General features: G+C 47.2%; 3 protein-coding genes. All 3 read right to left on the reverse strand.

The features are described from left to right. Positions 1-64: 64 nt before the first annotated feature. Genes G3T18_RS12920 through G3T18_RS12930 form a run of 3 tightly spaced genes read right to left on the reverse strand, consistent with a single transcriptional unit; the run spans position 65 to position 17,994 of the window. Positions 65-4,651: a type I polyketide synthase gene (locus G3T18_RS12920; protein WP_318013963.1), complete on the reverse strand. Its 4,587-nt coding sequence runs from the start codon at positions 4,649-4,651 to the stop codon at positions 65-67. Continuing rightward, entirely contained in the window at positions 4,644-12,599 is a 7,956-nt protein-coding gene (locus G3T18_RS12925) for a type I polyketide synthase (protein ID WP_224410974.1), read from the reverse strand. The genes G3T18_RS12920 and G3T18_RS12925 overlap by 8 nt, the downstream gene beginning before the upstream one ends. Then, entirely contained in the window at positions 12,592-17,994 is a 5,403-nt protein-coding gene (locus G3T18_RS12930; protein ID WP_224410975.1) for a non-ribosomal peptide synthetase, read from the reverse strand. The genes G3T18_RS12925 and G3T18_RS12930 overlap by 8 nt, the downstream gene beginning before the upstream one ends. Positions 17,995-18,027: the final 33 nt, after the last annotated feature.

Genomic DNA, 18,027 nt, shown 5'->3' on the forward strand with positions numbered 1-18,027 from the left:
GTAGATTGCTCTACTTATCCGTAAACCTGTTTGAGTTCGTTTACTTAAATCACTTGACTATTAACTAATTAGCTAAAAAAAGTTCGACTTCCTCCTCAGATAATTCTTCTATTTTTTCCAGGAGAAGTTCGTCAACTATTTCTGCCTGATTTGCTACCGTTGATGCCTGAAGTAAAAGCTCGCGCATTGGTAAATCCACTGGGAAGGTTGCTCGCAACCGGGAAACCATTTGGATGGCGATGACGGAGTCTCCCCCTAACTCAAAAAAGTTGTCATAAATACCAACTTGCTCAATGCCGAGGACTTCTTGCCAAATTTGGGCAATTTGTTTTTCTAGCTCGTTAGTCGGAGCCACATAAGAATTATTGAGATTCGGTCTGGAGTAGCTTGAAGGCGAATCTGTTTGACTGGAAGATTTTGACTTTAGTTTCGGGTCGAGTTTAAAAGCAAGATCCCTTCTTGGTTTTAGCGCCACTGTGGAAACAATAACCTGAGTCATCTCACCCAGAGATAAAATCCGTTTAAATACCTCTATGCTTTCTGTTGGGGCGATCGCGGTTAATTCCGCTCCTGCGGCTTCTTGTTCTTTGGTTATATTTAATTGCAATCTGTCCCAATTTACGGTCAGCCAAGGCGAGGAATGAGTTTGATTGTGTCTGTAAGCCAAAGCATCCATGAACAGGCTGACTGCCGAATAAACAGCTAAGCCAAATCCCCCTAAAACGGAAGATAATGAAGATAGGATGAGATAAAAATCTAACTGCCGCTCTTGCAATACTTTTTCTAAAACAACAATCCCCCGACATTTAGAGTCAAGTATTTGTTCTAACTCAGTTTTGCCGATTTCTTGAATCGAGGAAAACAAATTTTCGCTTTTATTCCCAGGTGAATAGATAACCCCGTGAATTTGACCAATGTTCTCAGGGGCAAGGCTCTGGTGCATTTGTTCGTAATCATTAATATCCGCCGAAACGACCAAAACTTCTGCCCCCAGTTTCTCCAATCCTTGCAAGGTGCAGATCTTACGACTAACCTCATCTTGGCGATCGCTTTTTTCTAGCCATTGGGCGTATTCTTCTTGGTCAGGGAAAGCAGAATCCTCGATGAATATTAGTTTGGCTTGCACGGTTTGGGCAAGATATTCTGCCAAGACAACTCCCATACCTTCTAGTCCGCCAGCGATCAGGTAAACTCCCTGTTTTCTTAGGGGTGTTTTTTCAGCGACTGCGGACTCTAGACGCACTGGCTCAAATGTTTGTACCCAGCGAGAGCGATCGCGGTAAGCTACAACTTCATTAGTTGACAATGTGGTTAATTCGCCCAAAAGTTGGTCTAGGAGTTTTTCTTCTTGCCAAGTCCCCGACTGGGGAAGAACTACATCAATATTCCGGCAGGCGATCTGGGGATATTCTTGGGGAATTACCTTAGACAGTCCTAACACCGTTGCTCGATCTGGATCGAGCGTCTCTTTGCCGTTGACTGCCTGGATTTGATTCGATACCACCCAGAGTTGAAGGCGCTCTGTAATCTTCTGCTTGCCCAGGCTCTGCACTAAAAACAGCAAACTATAGAATTCTCGATACTTATCCATTTGGCGATCGCCTGGAGCGATCGCACTCCATAAATAAGCAATCTTTTGAGGAGTTTTACCTAAAGCAATCAGTTCTTTGAGTAAGGCATCATAGTCATCGCGGTTTTGGGGATTTATGCCATAGACATCCTCACTGAATTTGGTAAATTGTTCTGCTACCTTCACGCTAATGACATCTTGACCCCTATTTTCTAGTCTGTTCGCTAACTGGGAACCCACCCCAAGCCCATCGACGAACACGAGCCATTGCTCGTCCCCAGACTCTTCCTGAGACGAAAAGGTTGCATTAGGTATCAAAGAGCGTTTCCATGAAGGGATGTAGAACCAATCTGCAATATCCTGTTTTTTATCTAATCTTACTGGTTGACTACTTGAAGACAATGATGGCAACTTCGCCTCAACCCAATAACGCTGGCGCTCAAAGGGATAGGTGGGCAAGGGAATGCGATGACGTTGCTCGTTTTGAAAAAATGCCGACCAATCTAGCTTTACTCCCAACAGCCACAGTTGCCCTAATGTTTTCAATAAAAACGCTTCATCCGAGCCTGATTCTTGGGGATGGCGCAGGGAAGTTAACACTACCTGTTCGGGTTTCTTCTCAGGATGAGTTCTGGCTAATTTACTCAACGTCCGACCCGGTCCTACTTCCAGCAGAATTTGAGACGCTTGTTGGCACAACTGTTGCAAGTTGTCCGCAAAGCGCACTGTCCCGCGCAGATGAGAAACCCAATAGCTCGCCGATGTTGCCTCTTCTGCTTTAATCCAGGTGCCCGTGAGATTGGACAAGTAGGGGATTTGTGGCGGCTTGAGCCTGAGTTGTTTGACTTGCTGTGCAAACAACTCCATCATCGGCGCCATCATCTGGGAATGAAAGGCATGGGAGGTATGTAAGCGGCGGCAAGCCACTCCCTCACCAGCCAATTGTTTCTCGAGTAACTCAATCGCATCCGTCGGACCAGAAACTACGCACGAGGATGGACCGTTAATCGCTGCCAGAGACAGTTCCTTGCCCAGTCTGGGTTGTAATTCCCCTTCCCCAAGGGACACTGCCACCATGCTTCCCTGGGGCAATTGCTGCATCAATTGACCTCGTGCTGCCACCAGCGCCAAGGCATCTGCCAACGAGAACACCCCAGCGAGCGTCGCCGCCACATATTCTCCGATACTGTGACCGACCATCGCCGCCGGACGCACCCCCCATGCCATCCACAACTGAGCCAGAGCATACTCAATCACAAACAGTGCTGGTTGAGTAATCGCCGTCTGTTGTAGTTGCTCGCTCGCCTTCGCGATGTCTTCTGAGCCTGGGAAAAGCAGCTCGCGCAGTTCCACTCCCAGGAGAGGTTTGAGCATCAAGGAACACAAATCCACCTGTTCGCGAAATATCTGCTCCACCTCATAGAGTTCTGCTGCCATCTGAACGTACTGCGCCCCCTGTCCGGAAAACAGAAACACCACCGGACGATGACCGGGCGGTTGATAGTTCGTGAAAACCCTTTGTGGCTCTTGGTTTTCCAAGATTTTTCCCACCTCTTCCCCCTCTCGAGAGAGTACGAACCGCCGATAGTCGAAAGCCCGGCGCCCCACCTGAAGCGTGTAAGCCAGATCTGCCAGCTTCAGCTCCGGATGCCGTTGCCAGTGAGCCGCCAAATTAGCCGTTGCCGTCTCCAGAGCCGAGCTAGTTTTGGCTGAGAGCAGCAGTAACTGCCAGGGGCGAGATTGCCCCGAAGGCTGCCTGGTGGGCGCTTCTTCCAGGACGACATGAGCGTTAGTTCCACCAAAACCAAAAGAACTGACGCCAGCACGGCGGGGGATTCCATTAGTTTTCCATTCTTCAAGCTTGGTATTAACGTAGAAGGGACTATTGTCGAAGTCAATTTCTGGATTTGGTTGTTGAAAGTGCAGGCTGGGAGGAATCTTTTGGTGTTTGAGCGCCAAGATTGTTTTGATCAAACCAGTGACACCAGAAGCTGAATTAAGATGACCGACATTAGTTTTCACCGAACCAATCGCGCAAAAGTTCTTCTTCTGGGTACTCGCATCAAATACCTTCTTCAGTGCGCTAATTTCAATCGGATCTCCCAGAGCTGTGCCAGTTCCATGAGCTTCTATGTAGGTAATTGTTTCCGGCTCAACCCCAGCAATAACCTGAGCTTCAGCAATTACTTTTGCTTGACCAACTACACTTGGGGCAGTGAAACCCACTTTTCCTGAGCCATCATTATTGATGGCTGAACCTTTGATCGTTGCGTAAATGCAGTCCCCATCAGCTAAGGCATCCTTTAGTCTCTTGAGTACGACAATGCCTACCCCATTACCCATAATGGTACCCTTTGCTTGAGCATCAAAGGCTCGGCAGTGACCATCGGGAGAAGTAATCCCTTCATTTTGATACCAATAACCTGTCTTATGTGGAACTGTTATCGTAATGCCACCCGCCAAAGCAAGATCGCACTCATAGTTCAGCAATCCTCGGCAAGCCAAGTGAACAGCTACTAATGAAGTAGAGCAAGCTGTATTGACGTTGATGCTCGGACCTTTGAGATTCAACTTGTAGGAGACTCGCGTCCCGACATAGTCCTTGTCATTTCCCACAAAAATTTGCATTTGCGTACTCAGCAAGTCGATCGGGTTATAGCTCGAATTCAGATTGCTATGAAAGTAAGTACTCAGGTTGCTCCCAGCATAAACACCCGTCCAAATTTTGTCCCCTCCTGGGTTATAACCGGCATTTTCCAGTGCTTCCCAGGCACACTCTAGGAAAAGACGGTGTTGCGGGTCCATGATTTCAGCTTCTCTGGGGGAAATATCAAAGAAGGAAGCGTCAAACATCTCGATGTCTGAGAGTACCGACCCCGCTTTGACATAGTTGGGGTCGCGTAGCCAAGCTGGGTCTACACCTGAAGCCGTCATTTCTTCATCGGTGTAGAAAGAAATCGACTCTTGTCCATCGCACAGATTCTGCCAAAACTGATCGACACTTTTGGCTCCTGGAAAGCGACCGACCATACCGATTACAGCTATGCCTTTCACAGAATTGTTTAATTCTCGGTTATTCACGCGCTTTCCTCCTTTTTTCAATCAGTTGTGCTTCTTCTTCCATAGCTTCTTGCAGCCTATTGGCGCGTTCATTGACTTGCTGAAATGCTAGTTCTTCAACCTGTTCTCCACTGAGATATTCTGCCAAAGCACTTATGGTCGGATACTCAAATGCTTCCGCTATGGAGAATTCTTTGTTTAAAGTTTTTTGCAGTTTGCTGCGAACTTGGACTATGAGAAGTGAATCTCCACCTAATTCAAAGAAGTTGTCATGAATACCTACTTCCTTAATTCCGAGAACCTCTTGCCAGACTTTAGCAATCTGTTGCTCAATCTCATTTTTGGGAGCAATATATTCATTATTAAGTTGAGGTCTTGAGTGTGTCGGTTGTATCGTTTGGGAGAGGTTAGCCTTCTCGAAGCTTGACAGTAAATTGGGTTGACTATAAGTTTGGTGATGTTCGCGCCAAGTAAATAAATCACTGGGACAGATCAAAACCTGTGGCATTGTACTCCCCAGTATTCGGCTAAAAACCTCAATGGTTTCTGATGTTGATAACCAATCTTCTCTAAAAGAGTCACTTGGTAATTGGTTGGTGGGTACGGTTTCTTTTTGAAAATTAACTGGGGAAGGGGTGGAAGACACAGAAGGTGAGGAGAGAGGAAAAGTCATCTTCTCTTTTGCTTCTGGAGTTACTATCTCTTCGGAAACCATCAGCTTTCTTAGAGCTTCTGGATCTTGCTGCGATACCACGATCTTACCGATATGCTTCCCTTGAGCCATATATTCAAAGGCATCAGCCACTTCTGTAATTGGAAATACTCGAAGAGGAAGTGGGAAAAAATTTCCTTCTTTGAAGACTTTTACGACTTCGCGAGTCAAGGAAATATGGTTAAAGCGTTCTATATTGGGGTGGATAGCGGAGAAAGTTAAGTTTTTCTCAAATGGTCTTAGATCCAATTTGCTGTTATTGAGGATATCCCTCTGACCAATTTCGAGAAAGCGTCCATAGGGTGCCAAAACTGAAAGGCTTTTAGAGAGGAATTCCCCTCCTAATGAATTCAAAACTACATCCACACCCCTGCCATCGGTGCGTCTCATCACTTCATCGGCAAAATCCAGCGTCCGGGAATTCATGACGTGCTTAATGCCCTTGGAGTGCAAAAATTCCCGTTTTTCAGGGGTACCGGCGGTGGCGAAAATTTCTGCTCCTACCCATTGAGCTATTTGCACCGCAGCCATCCCCACACCACCTGCGGCTGAATGAATCAGAACGCTCTCCCCTTGGGAAAGCCTGCCCACTTTGATCAGGGAATAGTAAGCTGTGGAAAAGGCGATCGGAATTGTTGTTGCTTCCTCTAAACTAAGATGTTCCGGTTTTGGTGCTACGAACTTAGCGGGAGTTGTGATAAATCGGCTAAAGCAGGAAGAACCAAGGGCAATAACTTCATCTCCGAGTTGAAAATCTTCAACGCCTTTCCCTAATGCGACTATTTTGCCAGCACACTCGAAACCAAACTCGAAGGCAGAATCAGTGGGAACCGGAAGCAATCCCATCCCGATCAGCACTTCCATGAAGTTGAGACCAGTCACTGCCACTTCGATTTCTACCTCACCCAGACCAGGTTGCTGGCGTGCGGTCGGTTGAAACTTCAGGGTATCTAAGATGCCGGGGGTGGAGATGCTCAAAGAGAAGTTCTCGCTTTCTTTGACAGCTAGCGTTTTTTCCCTTTGAGGGGCAGATTGTTTAGGGGTGGTGGTGTCGGCTTTTCCTAGATTTACCTTTCTCAGGGTATATTCTTCAATTTCAACCAGTTCAGTTCCCCGCTCATCCAGGATGGTGATGTTGAAGCTCACAGATCCTTGTTCAGACTGATTATTTTCTAGCACTCTGATATAGCTATAGACCTTAGCTGGCAGAGAGCCTTCGATCCTCAGCCTTTTATAAACAAACGGTAGATAAGTACCTTCATCGAGAAATTTGCCAGCCAGGAACCCAGTAGCAGAGTCTAACAAGGCGGGATGTAACTTATACGAGTTGAGGTCATCAGTATATGCTGCTGGCAGTTCTAGAAGTGCTAACCCCTGATTTGTCCCAATTTTTACTTGTTTCAAGTTGTTCCATCTTGCCCCGAACTTGAGGAATTGCGATCGCGTTTGACGCTCTCGTTCGGTAATGATTATTTCTTCTTGATTGCACTGGGCTGCAATTTCGTCAATTTCATATTTTTTAGGCTGTCGTACCTCTATACAGGCTATTTCACCCCGGGCATGTTCAATCCATTGTTCTGACTCCGAATGCGATCGGCTCATAATCAAGAATTCAAAGCTATCTCCCTGCTTTTTCAGGAGGGTGCGAATCTCTTTTTCCTCATCCTCTTCTACTGTCAAGGGAGTCAGGAAAGTTATTTCCCGGATTTCCAGCGTCCCGTTCTGAGTGTGATTTTCACAAGCAGCTCTGACCAATTCCAGGTAAGCTGTCCCCGGAAGTGTCGCTTTACCCATGACTCTGTGTTCGTCTAGAACCCAGTGCTTGCTGGCGTTCAAATTAGAGATATAGATCTCCTGCTTTGAATCCTCGACTAGACATTGCTCGAATAAAGGGTGTGCGACGGATTTCGTTTTTGCTGAGAAAATCTTCGGGATATGCTTGGTACCCTCCACTCCCATGCCACTTTCTTTCCAGCCATACCAGTTAATAGACACGGTAAACCTGCCATCTCTGGATGTTTTGTGGTGAGCAAAGGCATCAAGAAAGTTATTGGCTCCAGCATAGGCTATCTGCCCTGGTAGCGGCATGATTGAAGAACCTGACGAACAGAGAACCAAAAAATCTAAATCAACATCTTTGAAGATGGTATCGAGTACCAGCGTACCTTTGACCTTCGGTGCGAGAACACTTTCTACTTGCTTGATAGTTTTTCGCGCGATCGCACTATCACCAAGAACTCCTGCTGTGTGGATAACGCCATCGATCTGACCAAACCGCTCCTGAGCTTGAGCGATCGCTTCTTGCATTTGTTCGAGGTTAGCTACATCGGCACTAATTACTAAGACTTCAGCTCCCAGTTGTTCGAGTTCCTGAACTTTACGAATCTTGCGGCTGACGTCATCGTTTCGATCGTGAGCGAGCAGCCATTCAGACCACTCATTGCGGCGGGGAAAAGCTGAACGCCCTATCAGGATCAGTTTGGCTCGGACTGTCTTTGCCAGATGTGTGGCGAGCAGGTTAAGTCCGAGAAATCCCAGTCCACCTGTAATTAGGTATACTCCCTCTTCCCTTAATCGTGGTGTTTCTTGGAACTGTCCATCTAAGCGGGCAGGCTCAAAGTCTTGCACCCAACGATGGACGCTACGGTAGGCAACAACTTCGTCAGAGATCTGGGCAGCGAGTTCCGCGAGCAGTTGGTCTACGAGTTTCTCCTCTTGCCAACTTCCGCCAGAGGGAAGAACGACATCAATACTACGACAGGAGATGTTTGGGTATTCTCGCGGGATGACCTTAACGGCTCCGAGTAAAGTCGCCTTCTCTGGTACTACCATTTCTTCCCCGGTTACTGCCTGCATGCTGTTGGAGACGACCGAGATTTCCAACTCATGGGTAAGATTTTGTTTTCCCAGTGCCTGGACGAGAAACAGCAGACTGTACAATCCTTTTTCTTGAGCTTTGTTAATTCCTTCAAGTCCCGATCCCGGATGGGGCGTAACACTCCATAAATGAGCAATCTTTGTTGGGGTCAAACCAAGGGCACGGAGTTCTTTGAGCAGGGCATCGTAATCATCCCCATGTTGCGGGTTGATGGTATACAGGCGTTGACTTCCTCCGTTTGTAGGAGATTCGCTCTCGCTACTAAATTGCTCCCCAATTCTGACAGCGATCGCTTTTTTACCCTCAGCTTCGAGTTGCTTAACTATTTTGCTACCCAAACCCCACTCATCAACAAACACTAACCAGCATCCTAACTGAGTTGCCTCAACCCTTGATTGAGAAGATTTCTGTAGCACCGAGCGTTTCCATGAAGGGATGTAGAACCACTCAGCCATATTCGGGTTTTTGCCTAATGAGACTAGAGGCGTCCGTTCGGCTCCTTTTTGCTCATGCTCAAAGGTCGTGGTGAATGCAGCAGGTGCTAAGTTGCTTGCTGAGGTTGAAGCCTGGGCGACGATAATATGCTGCCCAAAAGCATTAGTTTCCGAGAAAGTTTCCATCTCTCTAAACCCATGAGCTCGGAGTGCCTCCAGCCATTTTTCCTTAGATAAAAATGGATTGCCCTGGCTGCGTTCCTCATCCTCTAATGGATTCATCAGCAGCCCCCAAGTGAGATCGAAGTCTAACTGTGGTTGAGTGAACTCCCAGAGCAAAAGGAAGCCTCCTGGAGCCAATAAAGAGCGCACGCGATCGAGAGTTTCTCCCATGTTTCGGGTCACATGTAGCACATTGGAAGCTACTACCACATCAAAACTATGGCTGGAGTACCCCTGCTCTTGAGGAGACTTTTCGATGTCTAATAAACGGTATTCAAAGAATGGATAGTCGCTAAACTTCTGTTTAGCTTGGGTTAAGAACCCACCACCTAGGTCGGTAAAAGTGTAGTTGGTTTGTTTGGACGGCAGCACGGGTAGCAATGCGCTCGTGGTGGTACCAGTTCCAGCTCCGATTTCCAAAATTCTCAGGTTAACCGACGGTGGCAATAACTTCACCACCTCTTCTAGGCTTGACCGCATTATCGCTGTATGGTATTCGATCCAGGGAATCTCTATCTCTGAACTTTCTGTTATCTTTTCGTAGATCAGAGCATTGAACAACTCCAGAGGTTCTTGCTCGCCAATAAGTACCGCGACTAGATTTTCACCACAGATCTGGACTAAATCTACCTCTTGAGGCGTATCTGTCCATCTGACTCTGACTTCTTCTAACAGAGCATCCACAGAGTCCTTTGATAAGGGGAGAAGGTTGGTAAACCTCTCTCCATCTTGCTGAAGATGACCTTGCTCTACTAGGTCTTGCAGCCACCGAGACAATAATTGCCGATAGCGAGGAATAATCTGACATTGCTCGAATAACTCCTCAAAAGAATAGTTGTCGTCGGAATTTATAAAAGCACCTAAACCCCTCAAGGCAAGGTTCATGTAGGCAAGACACAAACGCTCCAACCACTTTTTGTTTTCTAGACAAACTTGCTCGTCAAATTCTGAGATTCCAGCACTTGCCTGACGCTGACCAGCTTCTACCAGAGATTCCCAAAGCTTTTCTACTGTTGGTAAGATCCGAACCTGTTCCCTGGAAGGCGATAGTTTTGGTGGCTCAACCCAATAACGCTGGCGCTCAAAGGGATAGGTGGGCAAGGGAATGCGATGACGTTGTTCGTTTTGAGAAAATGCCGACCAATCTAGCTTTACTCCCAACAGCCACAGTTGCCCTAATGTTTTCAATAAAAACGCTTCATCCGAGCCTGATTCTTGGGGATGGCGCAGGGAAGTTAACACTACCTGTTCGGGTTTCTTCTCAGGATGAGTTCTGGCTAATTTACTCAACGTCCGACCCGGTCCTACTTCCAGCAGAATTTGAGACGCTTGTTGGCACAACTGTTGCAAGTTGTCCGCAAAGCGCACTGTCCCGCGCAGATGAGAAACCCAATAGCTCGCCGAAGTTGCCTCTTCTGCTTTAATCCAGGTGCCCGTGAGATTGGACAAGTAGGGGATTTGTGGCGGCTTGAGCCTGAGTTGTTTGACTTGCTGTGCAAACAACTCCATCATCGGCGCCATCATCTGGGAATGAAAGGCATGGGAGGTATGTAAGCGGCGGCAAGCCACTCCCTCACCAGCCAATTGTTTCTCGAGTAACTCAATCGCATCCGTCGGACCAGAAACTACGCACGAGGATGGACCGTTAATCGCTGCCAGAGACAGTTCCTTGCCCAGTCTGGGTTGTAATTCCCCTTCCCCAAGGGACACTGCCACCATGCTTCCCTGGGGCAATTGCTGCATCAATTGACCTCGTGCTGCCACCAGCGCCAAGGCATCTGCCAACGAGAACACCCCAGCGAGCGTCGCCGCCACATATTCTCCGATACTGTGACCGACCATCGCCGCCGGACGCACCCCCCATGCCATCCACAACTGAGCCAGAGCATACTCAATCACAAACAGTGCTGGTTGAGTAATCGCCGTCTGTTGTAGTTGCTCGCTCGCCTTCGCGATGTCTTCTGAGCCTGGGAAAAGCAGCTCGCGCAGTTCCACTCCCAGGAGAGGTTTGAGCATCAAGGAACACAAATCCACCTGTTCGCGAAATATCTGCTCCACCTCATAGAGTTCTGCTGCCATCTGAACGTACTGCGCCCCCTGTCCGGAAAACAGAAACACCACTGGACGATGACCGGGCGGTTGATAGTTCGTGAAAACCCTTTGTGGCTCTTGGTTTTCCAAGATTTTTCCCACCTCTTCCCCCTCTCGAGAGAGTACGAACCGCCGATAGTCGAAAGCCCGGCGCCCCACCTGAAGCGTGTAAGCCAGATCTGCCAGCTTCAGCTCCGGATGCCGTTGCCAGTGAGCCGCCAAATTAGCCGTTGCCGTCTCCAGAGCCGAGCTAGTTTTGGCTGAGAGCAGCAGTAACTGCCAGGGACGAGATTGCCCCGAAGGCTGCCTGGTGGGCGCTTCTTCCAGGACGACATGAGCGTTAGTTCCACCAATGCCAAAAGAACTGACGCCAGCACGGCGGGGGGTTCCATTAGTTTTCCATTCTTCAAGCTTGGTATTAACGTAGAAGGGACTATTGTCGAAGTCAATTTCTGGATTTGGTTGTTGAAAGTGCAGGCTGGGAGGAATCTTTTGGTGTTTGAGCGCCAAGACTGTCTTGATCAAAGCAGTGACACCAGAAGCTGCATCCAGATGACCGACATTAGTTTTCACCGAACCAATCGCGCAGAAGCCCTTCTTCTGAGTATGAGGAGAAAAAGCTTGTTTCAGCGCCGCGATTTCAATCGGATCTCCCAGAGCTGTGCCAGTTCCATGAGCTTCTATGTAGGTTACTGTCTCTGCTTCAATACCAGCTAGGGCTTGAGCTTCTAAAATCACTGCCGCTTGACCATCTATACTGGGGGCTGTATAGCCAATTTTCAAAGAACCGTCGTTATTGATGGCTGAACCTTTGATCGTTGCATGAATGCAGTCCCCATCCGCCAAGGCATCTTCTAATCTCTTGAGTACAACAATTCCTACCCCGCTACCAATAACAGTCCCCTGTGCTTGAGCATCAAAAGCTTTGCAGTGTCCATCAGGAGAAAGAATCATGCCCTCTTCGTACAAATACCCAGCCTTTTGGGGAACGCGGACGGAAACGCCACCAGCCAACACCATATCGCATTGGTAATTCAGCAAGCTTTGGCATGCCATTTGGACAGCTACTAATGAAGTGGAGCAGGCAGTGTTGACATTGACACTCGGTCCGGTCAGATTTAACTTGAAAGATACTCGTGTAGGGACAAAGTCTTTATCGTTGCCAATCTGTAATTGATAAACTTCCGCAGCTCCTGAGAGTTGACGGTTTGAACTCAGGTTTTGCAATAAATAAGCATTCAAACCTGCTCCAGCGTAAACACCAATCCGACCGTCGTAGGTTTCAGAGTTGTAACCAGCACTTTCAAGAGCTTCCCAAGCATATTCTAAGAAGAGACGATGTTGGGGGTCGGTCACTTCAGCTTCATGAGGCGTAAAGTTAAAGAATGAAGCATCAAACATTTCAATGTCTGACAACACACCTCTTGCTCTGACATAGTTAGAGTTATTTAGTAAAGCTGGGTCTATACCTGAAGCTAATAACTCCTCATCGTTGAAAAAGGAAATAGACTCGACGCCGTTGCTTAAATTCTGCCAAAACTCATCAATATTTTTAGCTCCCGGAAACCGACCCGCCATGCCGATTATGGCTATAGTTTCTACGGAATTATTGCCTGTTTTCCATTCATCCATTTGCCTTTCTTCCTTGTTGCTTCATCAGTTGTTTTTGCTTTTTAATCGCTTCTTTTTGCTTTTTAATTGCTTCTTTTTGTTGACTAGCACGACCTTGTATTTGCCGAAAAGCAGGATTTGTACCCTGATGTTTCTGGCTAATATATTCTGCCAAAGTCTCGATCGTTGGATATTTAAAAATGTCAATTACTGATAGCTTTTGCTCAAAGATTTCATTCAGTTTTGCTTGAATTTTGACCAGGAGTAATGAATGTCCACCCAGGCTAAAGAAATTGTCATTAATACCCACCTTTTCTAGTTGAAGAATTTCTTGCCAAACAGCCGCAATGATCTGTTCGGCTTCTGTCTGTGGTTTTACATAAGCCTCCTCTAACTCTGGGCGACCTTCTGGTGCAGGTAAGGCACGACGGTCTACTTTGCCATTTGGCGTTAGCGGCATAGCTTCTAACATCACGAAAGCTGATGGCAGCATATATTCAGGTAGTTTCTCCTTAAGGAAGTTTCGCAGTTCACTAGTTGTAGGAACTTGTTTTTGGTTCGGAATGTCATCTGAGCGCGGATGACTCACAACATACGCCCATAGTCGCTTTTCGCCTGATTTATCTTCCCCAGCTATGACTACAGCATCTTCTATCTCTGGATGAGCGATGAGTGCAGTTTCAATTTCTCCAAGTTCAATGCGAAAGCCGCGAATCTTCACCTGACTATCAATCCGACCGAGAAACTCGATGTTCCCATCCGGCAAATAGCGAGCTAAGTCCCCTGTTTTGTATAGGTGTGACCCTGTGGAAGTTTCAATCTTCTGACTCCACTTCCAAAATGGGTTAGGAATGAATTTCTTTGTAGTTAGATCGGGGCGGTTGAGGTAGCCCCTGGAAAGACTAGCACCACTGATGTGTAGTTCGCCAGGAACTCCGATAGGTACTAATTGGAGATAGCGGTCTAGAATATAAACTTGCACGTTGGCGATCGCACGACCGATACAAGGTGACATTTTGTACTCACCATTGGAGACAACTGGTCCAGAAGTTGTGACAACTACATTCTCAGTGGGTCCGTAATTATTCACTAACTTGAAGGGGATTGAAGATGGTGGATACTGATGAAGCTTATCCCCACCAGTCAGCATAATTCGCAAAGCTAGATTTCCCGACCATTCCAGTGACAACAAAACCTCTGCCAGTGGTGTTGGCACGAAAGTGATGGTTATTTTCTTGGACACTAGCCAATCCCGCAAAATTACTGGTGAGCTAAGCATCTCCAGTTCAACCAGGTAGATCGTTGCTCCAGTAGCAAGGTACGGCCACAGTTCCCATACAGAAGCATCAAATGCCGTTCCTGCAAGCTGAGTAGCTCGATCCGATCGGGTGACTTCAAAGGCGGATTGGTGCCAGAAAACTAAATTCAGCAGTCCTCGGTGGAGAGCCATAACCCCCTTCGGCTTTCCTGTAGACCCTGAAGTATAAATCACATAGGCTAAGTTTTCGGACTTAACCCCACTGAGCAAATTTTCCTCACTCTCTTTCGTGATAGTCTCCCAGTCAGTATCGAGACAGACTACACGCGCTCTATACTCATCAGGAAGTTCTGCCACTAACTTCTCCTGAGTCAACAGCACTGGTACCTGTGAATCTGACAACATGAAGGTCAAGCGCTCAGAGGGATAGGCGGGGTCTAGCGGCACATAAGCACCACCTGCCTTGAGGATGCCCAAAAGTCCTACGATCATTTCGAGCGATCGCTCGACGCAGATGCCAACAAGAACTTCTGGTTTCACCCCCAGCTTGTTCAGGTAGTGTGCCAGTTGATTAGCTCGTTGATTTAGCTCCCGATAAGTTAACTGTTCATTTCCAAATACTATAGCTACAGCATCGGGTGTTTGTTCCACCTGCGCCTCAAACAACTGATGGATACATCGATCAAGCGGATAGTCTGTTTTAGTGTCATTCCACTCGACGAGTAATTGATGCTGCTCGGCTGGTGTCAATAGGGGTAAGTCCGAGAGGCTAGCTTGAGGATTAGCCACTATACCCTCTAGCAAGTTCTGAAAATGACCAAGCATTCGCGCGATCGTAGCAGCATCAAACAGGTCTGTATTGTACTCGAATGAGGCACTCAGTCCTCGTTCGGTCATTTCAATAGACAAGCTTAAATCAAACTGCGCGGTCTGATTATCCACTTTAAATGGACTCAGAACCAGATCCGGAATCTCTTCGATCTGAGGGGCATTTCGGAGAGTAAACATTACCTGGAACAGTGGCGAATAGCTGGCATCCCGCTTTGGTTGTAATGCCTCTACTAGTTGCTCGAAGGGGAAATCCTGGTGAGCATAGGCTTCCAATGCCACCTGACGCAACCGACCCAGCAGATCCACAAAACTGGGGTTCCCTCTCAAGTCGGCACGCAGCACTATGGTGTTGACGAAAAAGCCAATCAGTCTTTTGATTTCGTCTCTGTTACGGTAGGCAATGGGGGAACCTACAGGGATATCTTCCTGTCCTGTGTAGCGGTAGAGTAAAGTCTGGAAAGCCGCCAGCAGCAACATAAATAAAGTGACACCTTCTTGACGAGAGAGATTCTCAATCGCCTCGCTTAAGGGTCTTGGGAGAGTCAAAGATTGGTGTGCTCCCCGATAAGTCTGTACTGGGGGTCGCGGACGGTCTGTGGGTAGTTGCAAAACTGCTGGGGAACCGTCGAGTTGTTTTTTCCAGTAGGAAAGCTGATTTTCCAGTCGCTCTCCCTGAAGCGATTGCCTCTGCCAGTAGGCAAAGTCACTATACTGGATGGGCAGTTCGGGTAAAGGAGAGGGATTGCCAGCCAAGAATGCTTTGTATAGCGCTGCCATCTCCCGAATCAAAACCTCCACTGACCATTCATCAGAAATAATGTGGTGCATAGTCAGAAGAAGGATGTGTTCCTGTTGACCTAGGCGCACGAGTTTAGCGCGGAACAAGGGTTCCTGAGTCAGATCGAAAGGCTGCTGGCTCTCTCGAACCATCAGGGAACGCACTTCAGACTCCCGTTCCAATTCGGGAAGTTTTTGGCAATCTACCACTGGTAAAGGTATTGTCAAAGAAGGAGCGATTCTCTGAATTGGTTGACCCTCAACTGTGCTAAAGGTAGTTCGCAAAGCTTCGTGTCGCCGCACAATTTCATTGAGGCTTTGTTCCAGTGCCGTCACCTGAAGCAGACCTTGTAGGCGAATGCCAAAGGAAATGTTATAGGCAGGATTGCCCTTTTCCAACTGGTCAAGGAACCACAGTCTCGCTTGAGCAAAGGAGAGAGGATGAACGTCTGTGACTTTCTCGACTTTGGCAAGGGGAACGAATGGGATAGAACCTTCTTTTTTTAGTTGAGGGATGATTTTGGTCGCTAGCTGAACAATGCTCGAATCTTCAAAGAAATCTGCTATGGATACGGCTATTCCTAGATCGACCTCAATCTGGTTTTTCAACTCAAAGACTTTTAAGGAATCTAACCCCAAAGTGGTTAAGGGTTGCTGAGTGTTGACTTGGGACATTGCTATTGACAGCACCTGCGCCACCAGATTCTGAAGATAAGACTCTAAAAGCGGCTGGCACTCCCTTCGAGGGAGTGCCAGTAGAGCTTCGCGATTAAGATGATTAGCTGTTCCGACAAAATCAGTGCTTTCTAGGATATTACTGCCGATTACATTCAGATTGTCTGCTAGAAACTGCGCTCGACAAGCACGGCGTTGAATCTTGCCACTGGAGGTTTTGGGAATGCTCCCCGGTTTGATTAAAACCACTCCATAGACTTGCACCTCATGTTCTTCTACTACTGCTTGACGAATTGCGGCGGTGACTTCCTCTATATTCGGTTTCTGCCGAAACTCTAACTCTTGTACTACCACCAGCCTTTCTTCATTGTTAACCTCTACCGAAAAGGCAGCAGCACTACTTGGTCGTAACGATGGATGGCTGCGTTCTGCTGTCAGTTCAATATCTTGAGGGTAAAGGTTGCGACCGCGAATGATAATTAGATCCTTCACTCGACCCGTGACAAAGAGTTCCCCATTTTGCAAAAAGCCCAAGTCCCCCGTCCGCAAAAATGGTCCTTTACCCGTATCGGACAGGTAGGCGTGGAAAATCTGCTCTGTCTCTGATGGGCGATTCCAATAGCCGCGACCTACACTAGAACCTGAAACCCAAATTTCTCCGACCCGATCTGGCAGACACTGGGTAAAAGTTTCCGGATCGGCAATAACAATCTGCTGCTCTGGTAAGGTTTGACCGCAGCCTACTATGTTAGTGGTTTCTTCATTCTCTGCACTAGCTTCAAGTATCTGTTTTTTTTCTAGGGCTTCTCTGAAAATAGTTTTGCTCGCTGGTGGGGCTGTTTTTTGACCGCCAGAAACCATCAAAGTTGCTTCTGCCATCCCGTAACAGGGGTAGAAGGCTTGTTTGCGAAAGCCACAGGATTCAAAAGTTGTTCCAAAGCGCTCCAAAGTATCCTGACGGATGGGTTCAGCGCCGTTAAAGGCTACATCCCAACTGCTTAAGTCAAGGGTTTCACGTTGCTCTGGTGTAATTTTGTGAATGCACAACTCATAGGCAAAATTGGGAGCCCCACTTGTTGTACCTTGGTAGCGGGAAATTGCCTGCAACCAGCGATAAGGTCGCTGTAAAAACGATGGGGGAGGCATTAATATACAGGGAAAACCTCCATACAGGGGTTGCAGAATTCCACCGATCAAGCCCATATCATGGTAAATTGGCAGCCACGAAACAAATTTACTGCTGGGTGAATGTTCCATTATTTTGTAAGTCATGGCGGCATTGTGTAGCAGGTTGCCATGACTTAGCATTACACCCTTCGGCGTACCTGTAGAACCCGATGTATATTGCAAAAAAGCTAAGGTATCTGTATTTATAAGCGGCTTTTGCCAACTATCTTCTATTTTATGAGGAAGATTGTCAGTAGTCAGCCACTGTAAATTGCTAAAGTCAGTTTTGTCGTTTAGAAGGGATTGTAAATTAGATAAAATTGCTGTTGTAGTCAAGGCACACGCTACTTGTGCATCTGCCCAAATAGCCTTGATTCTGGGAGTGTTACGTTTGTTACGAGGTGGATAAGCTGTTACCGCAACTATATCTGCATACAAACACCCGAAAAATGCAGCTACATAATCCAGCCCTGAAGGATATAGTAATAAGCAACGTTCCCCGCTTAAACCTAATGCCTGAAGTTGGGCAGCGATCGCTCTAGCCCGCCGCTCCAATTCTGCATACGTTAAGTGTTCTCCTTCTGTTTCTCCATCTGGCAAAAAGGTAAAAGCTAGTTGGTCGGGTTGAGACAATGCTCTGTATCTCAATACATCGACGATTGTTTGCTCTGCACTTGCGAAAAAAACATCTGAAAATTTAGTTGACATCTTATCTGATTCCACTTGTTTTGCCAGCAATTC

The sequence above is a fragment of the Oscillatoria salina IIICB1 genome (assembly GCF_020144665.1).
In the GTDB taxonomy this organism is placed as follows: Bacteria; Cyanobacteriota; Cyanobacteriia; order Cyanobacteriales; family SIO1D9; genus IIICB1.

What these genes read in the sequence shown, in the direction of transcription:
- G3T18_RS12930 (WP_224410975.1), bottom strand. Translation starts at nt 17,994, where the DNA reads ATGTCAACTAAATTTTCAGATGTTTTTTTCGCAAGTGCAGAGCAAACA.
- G3T18_RS12925 (WP_224410974.1), bottom strand. Translation starts at nt 12,599, where the DNA reads ATGGATGAATGGAAAACAGGCAATAATTCCGTAGAAACTATAGCCATA.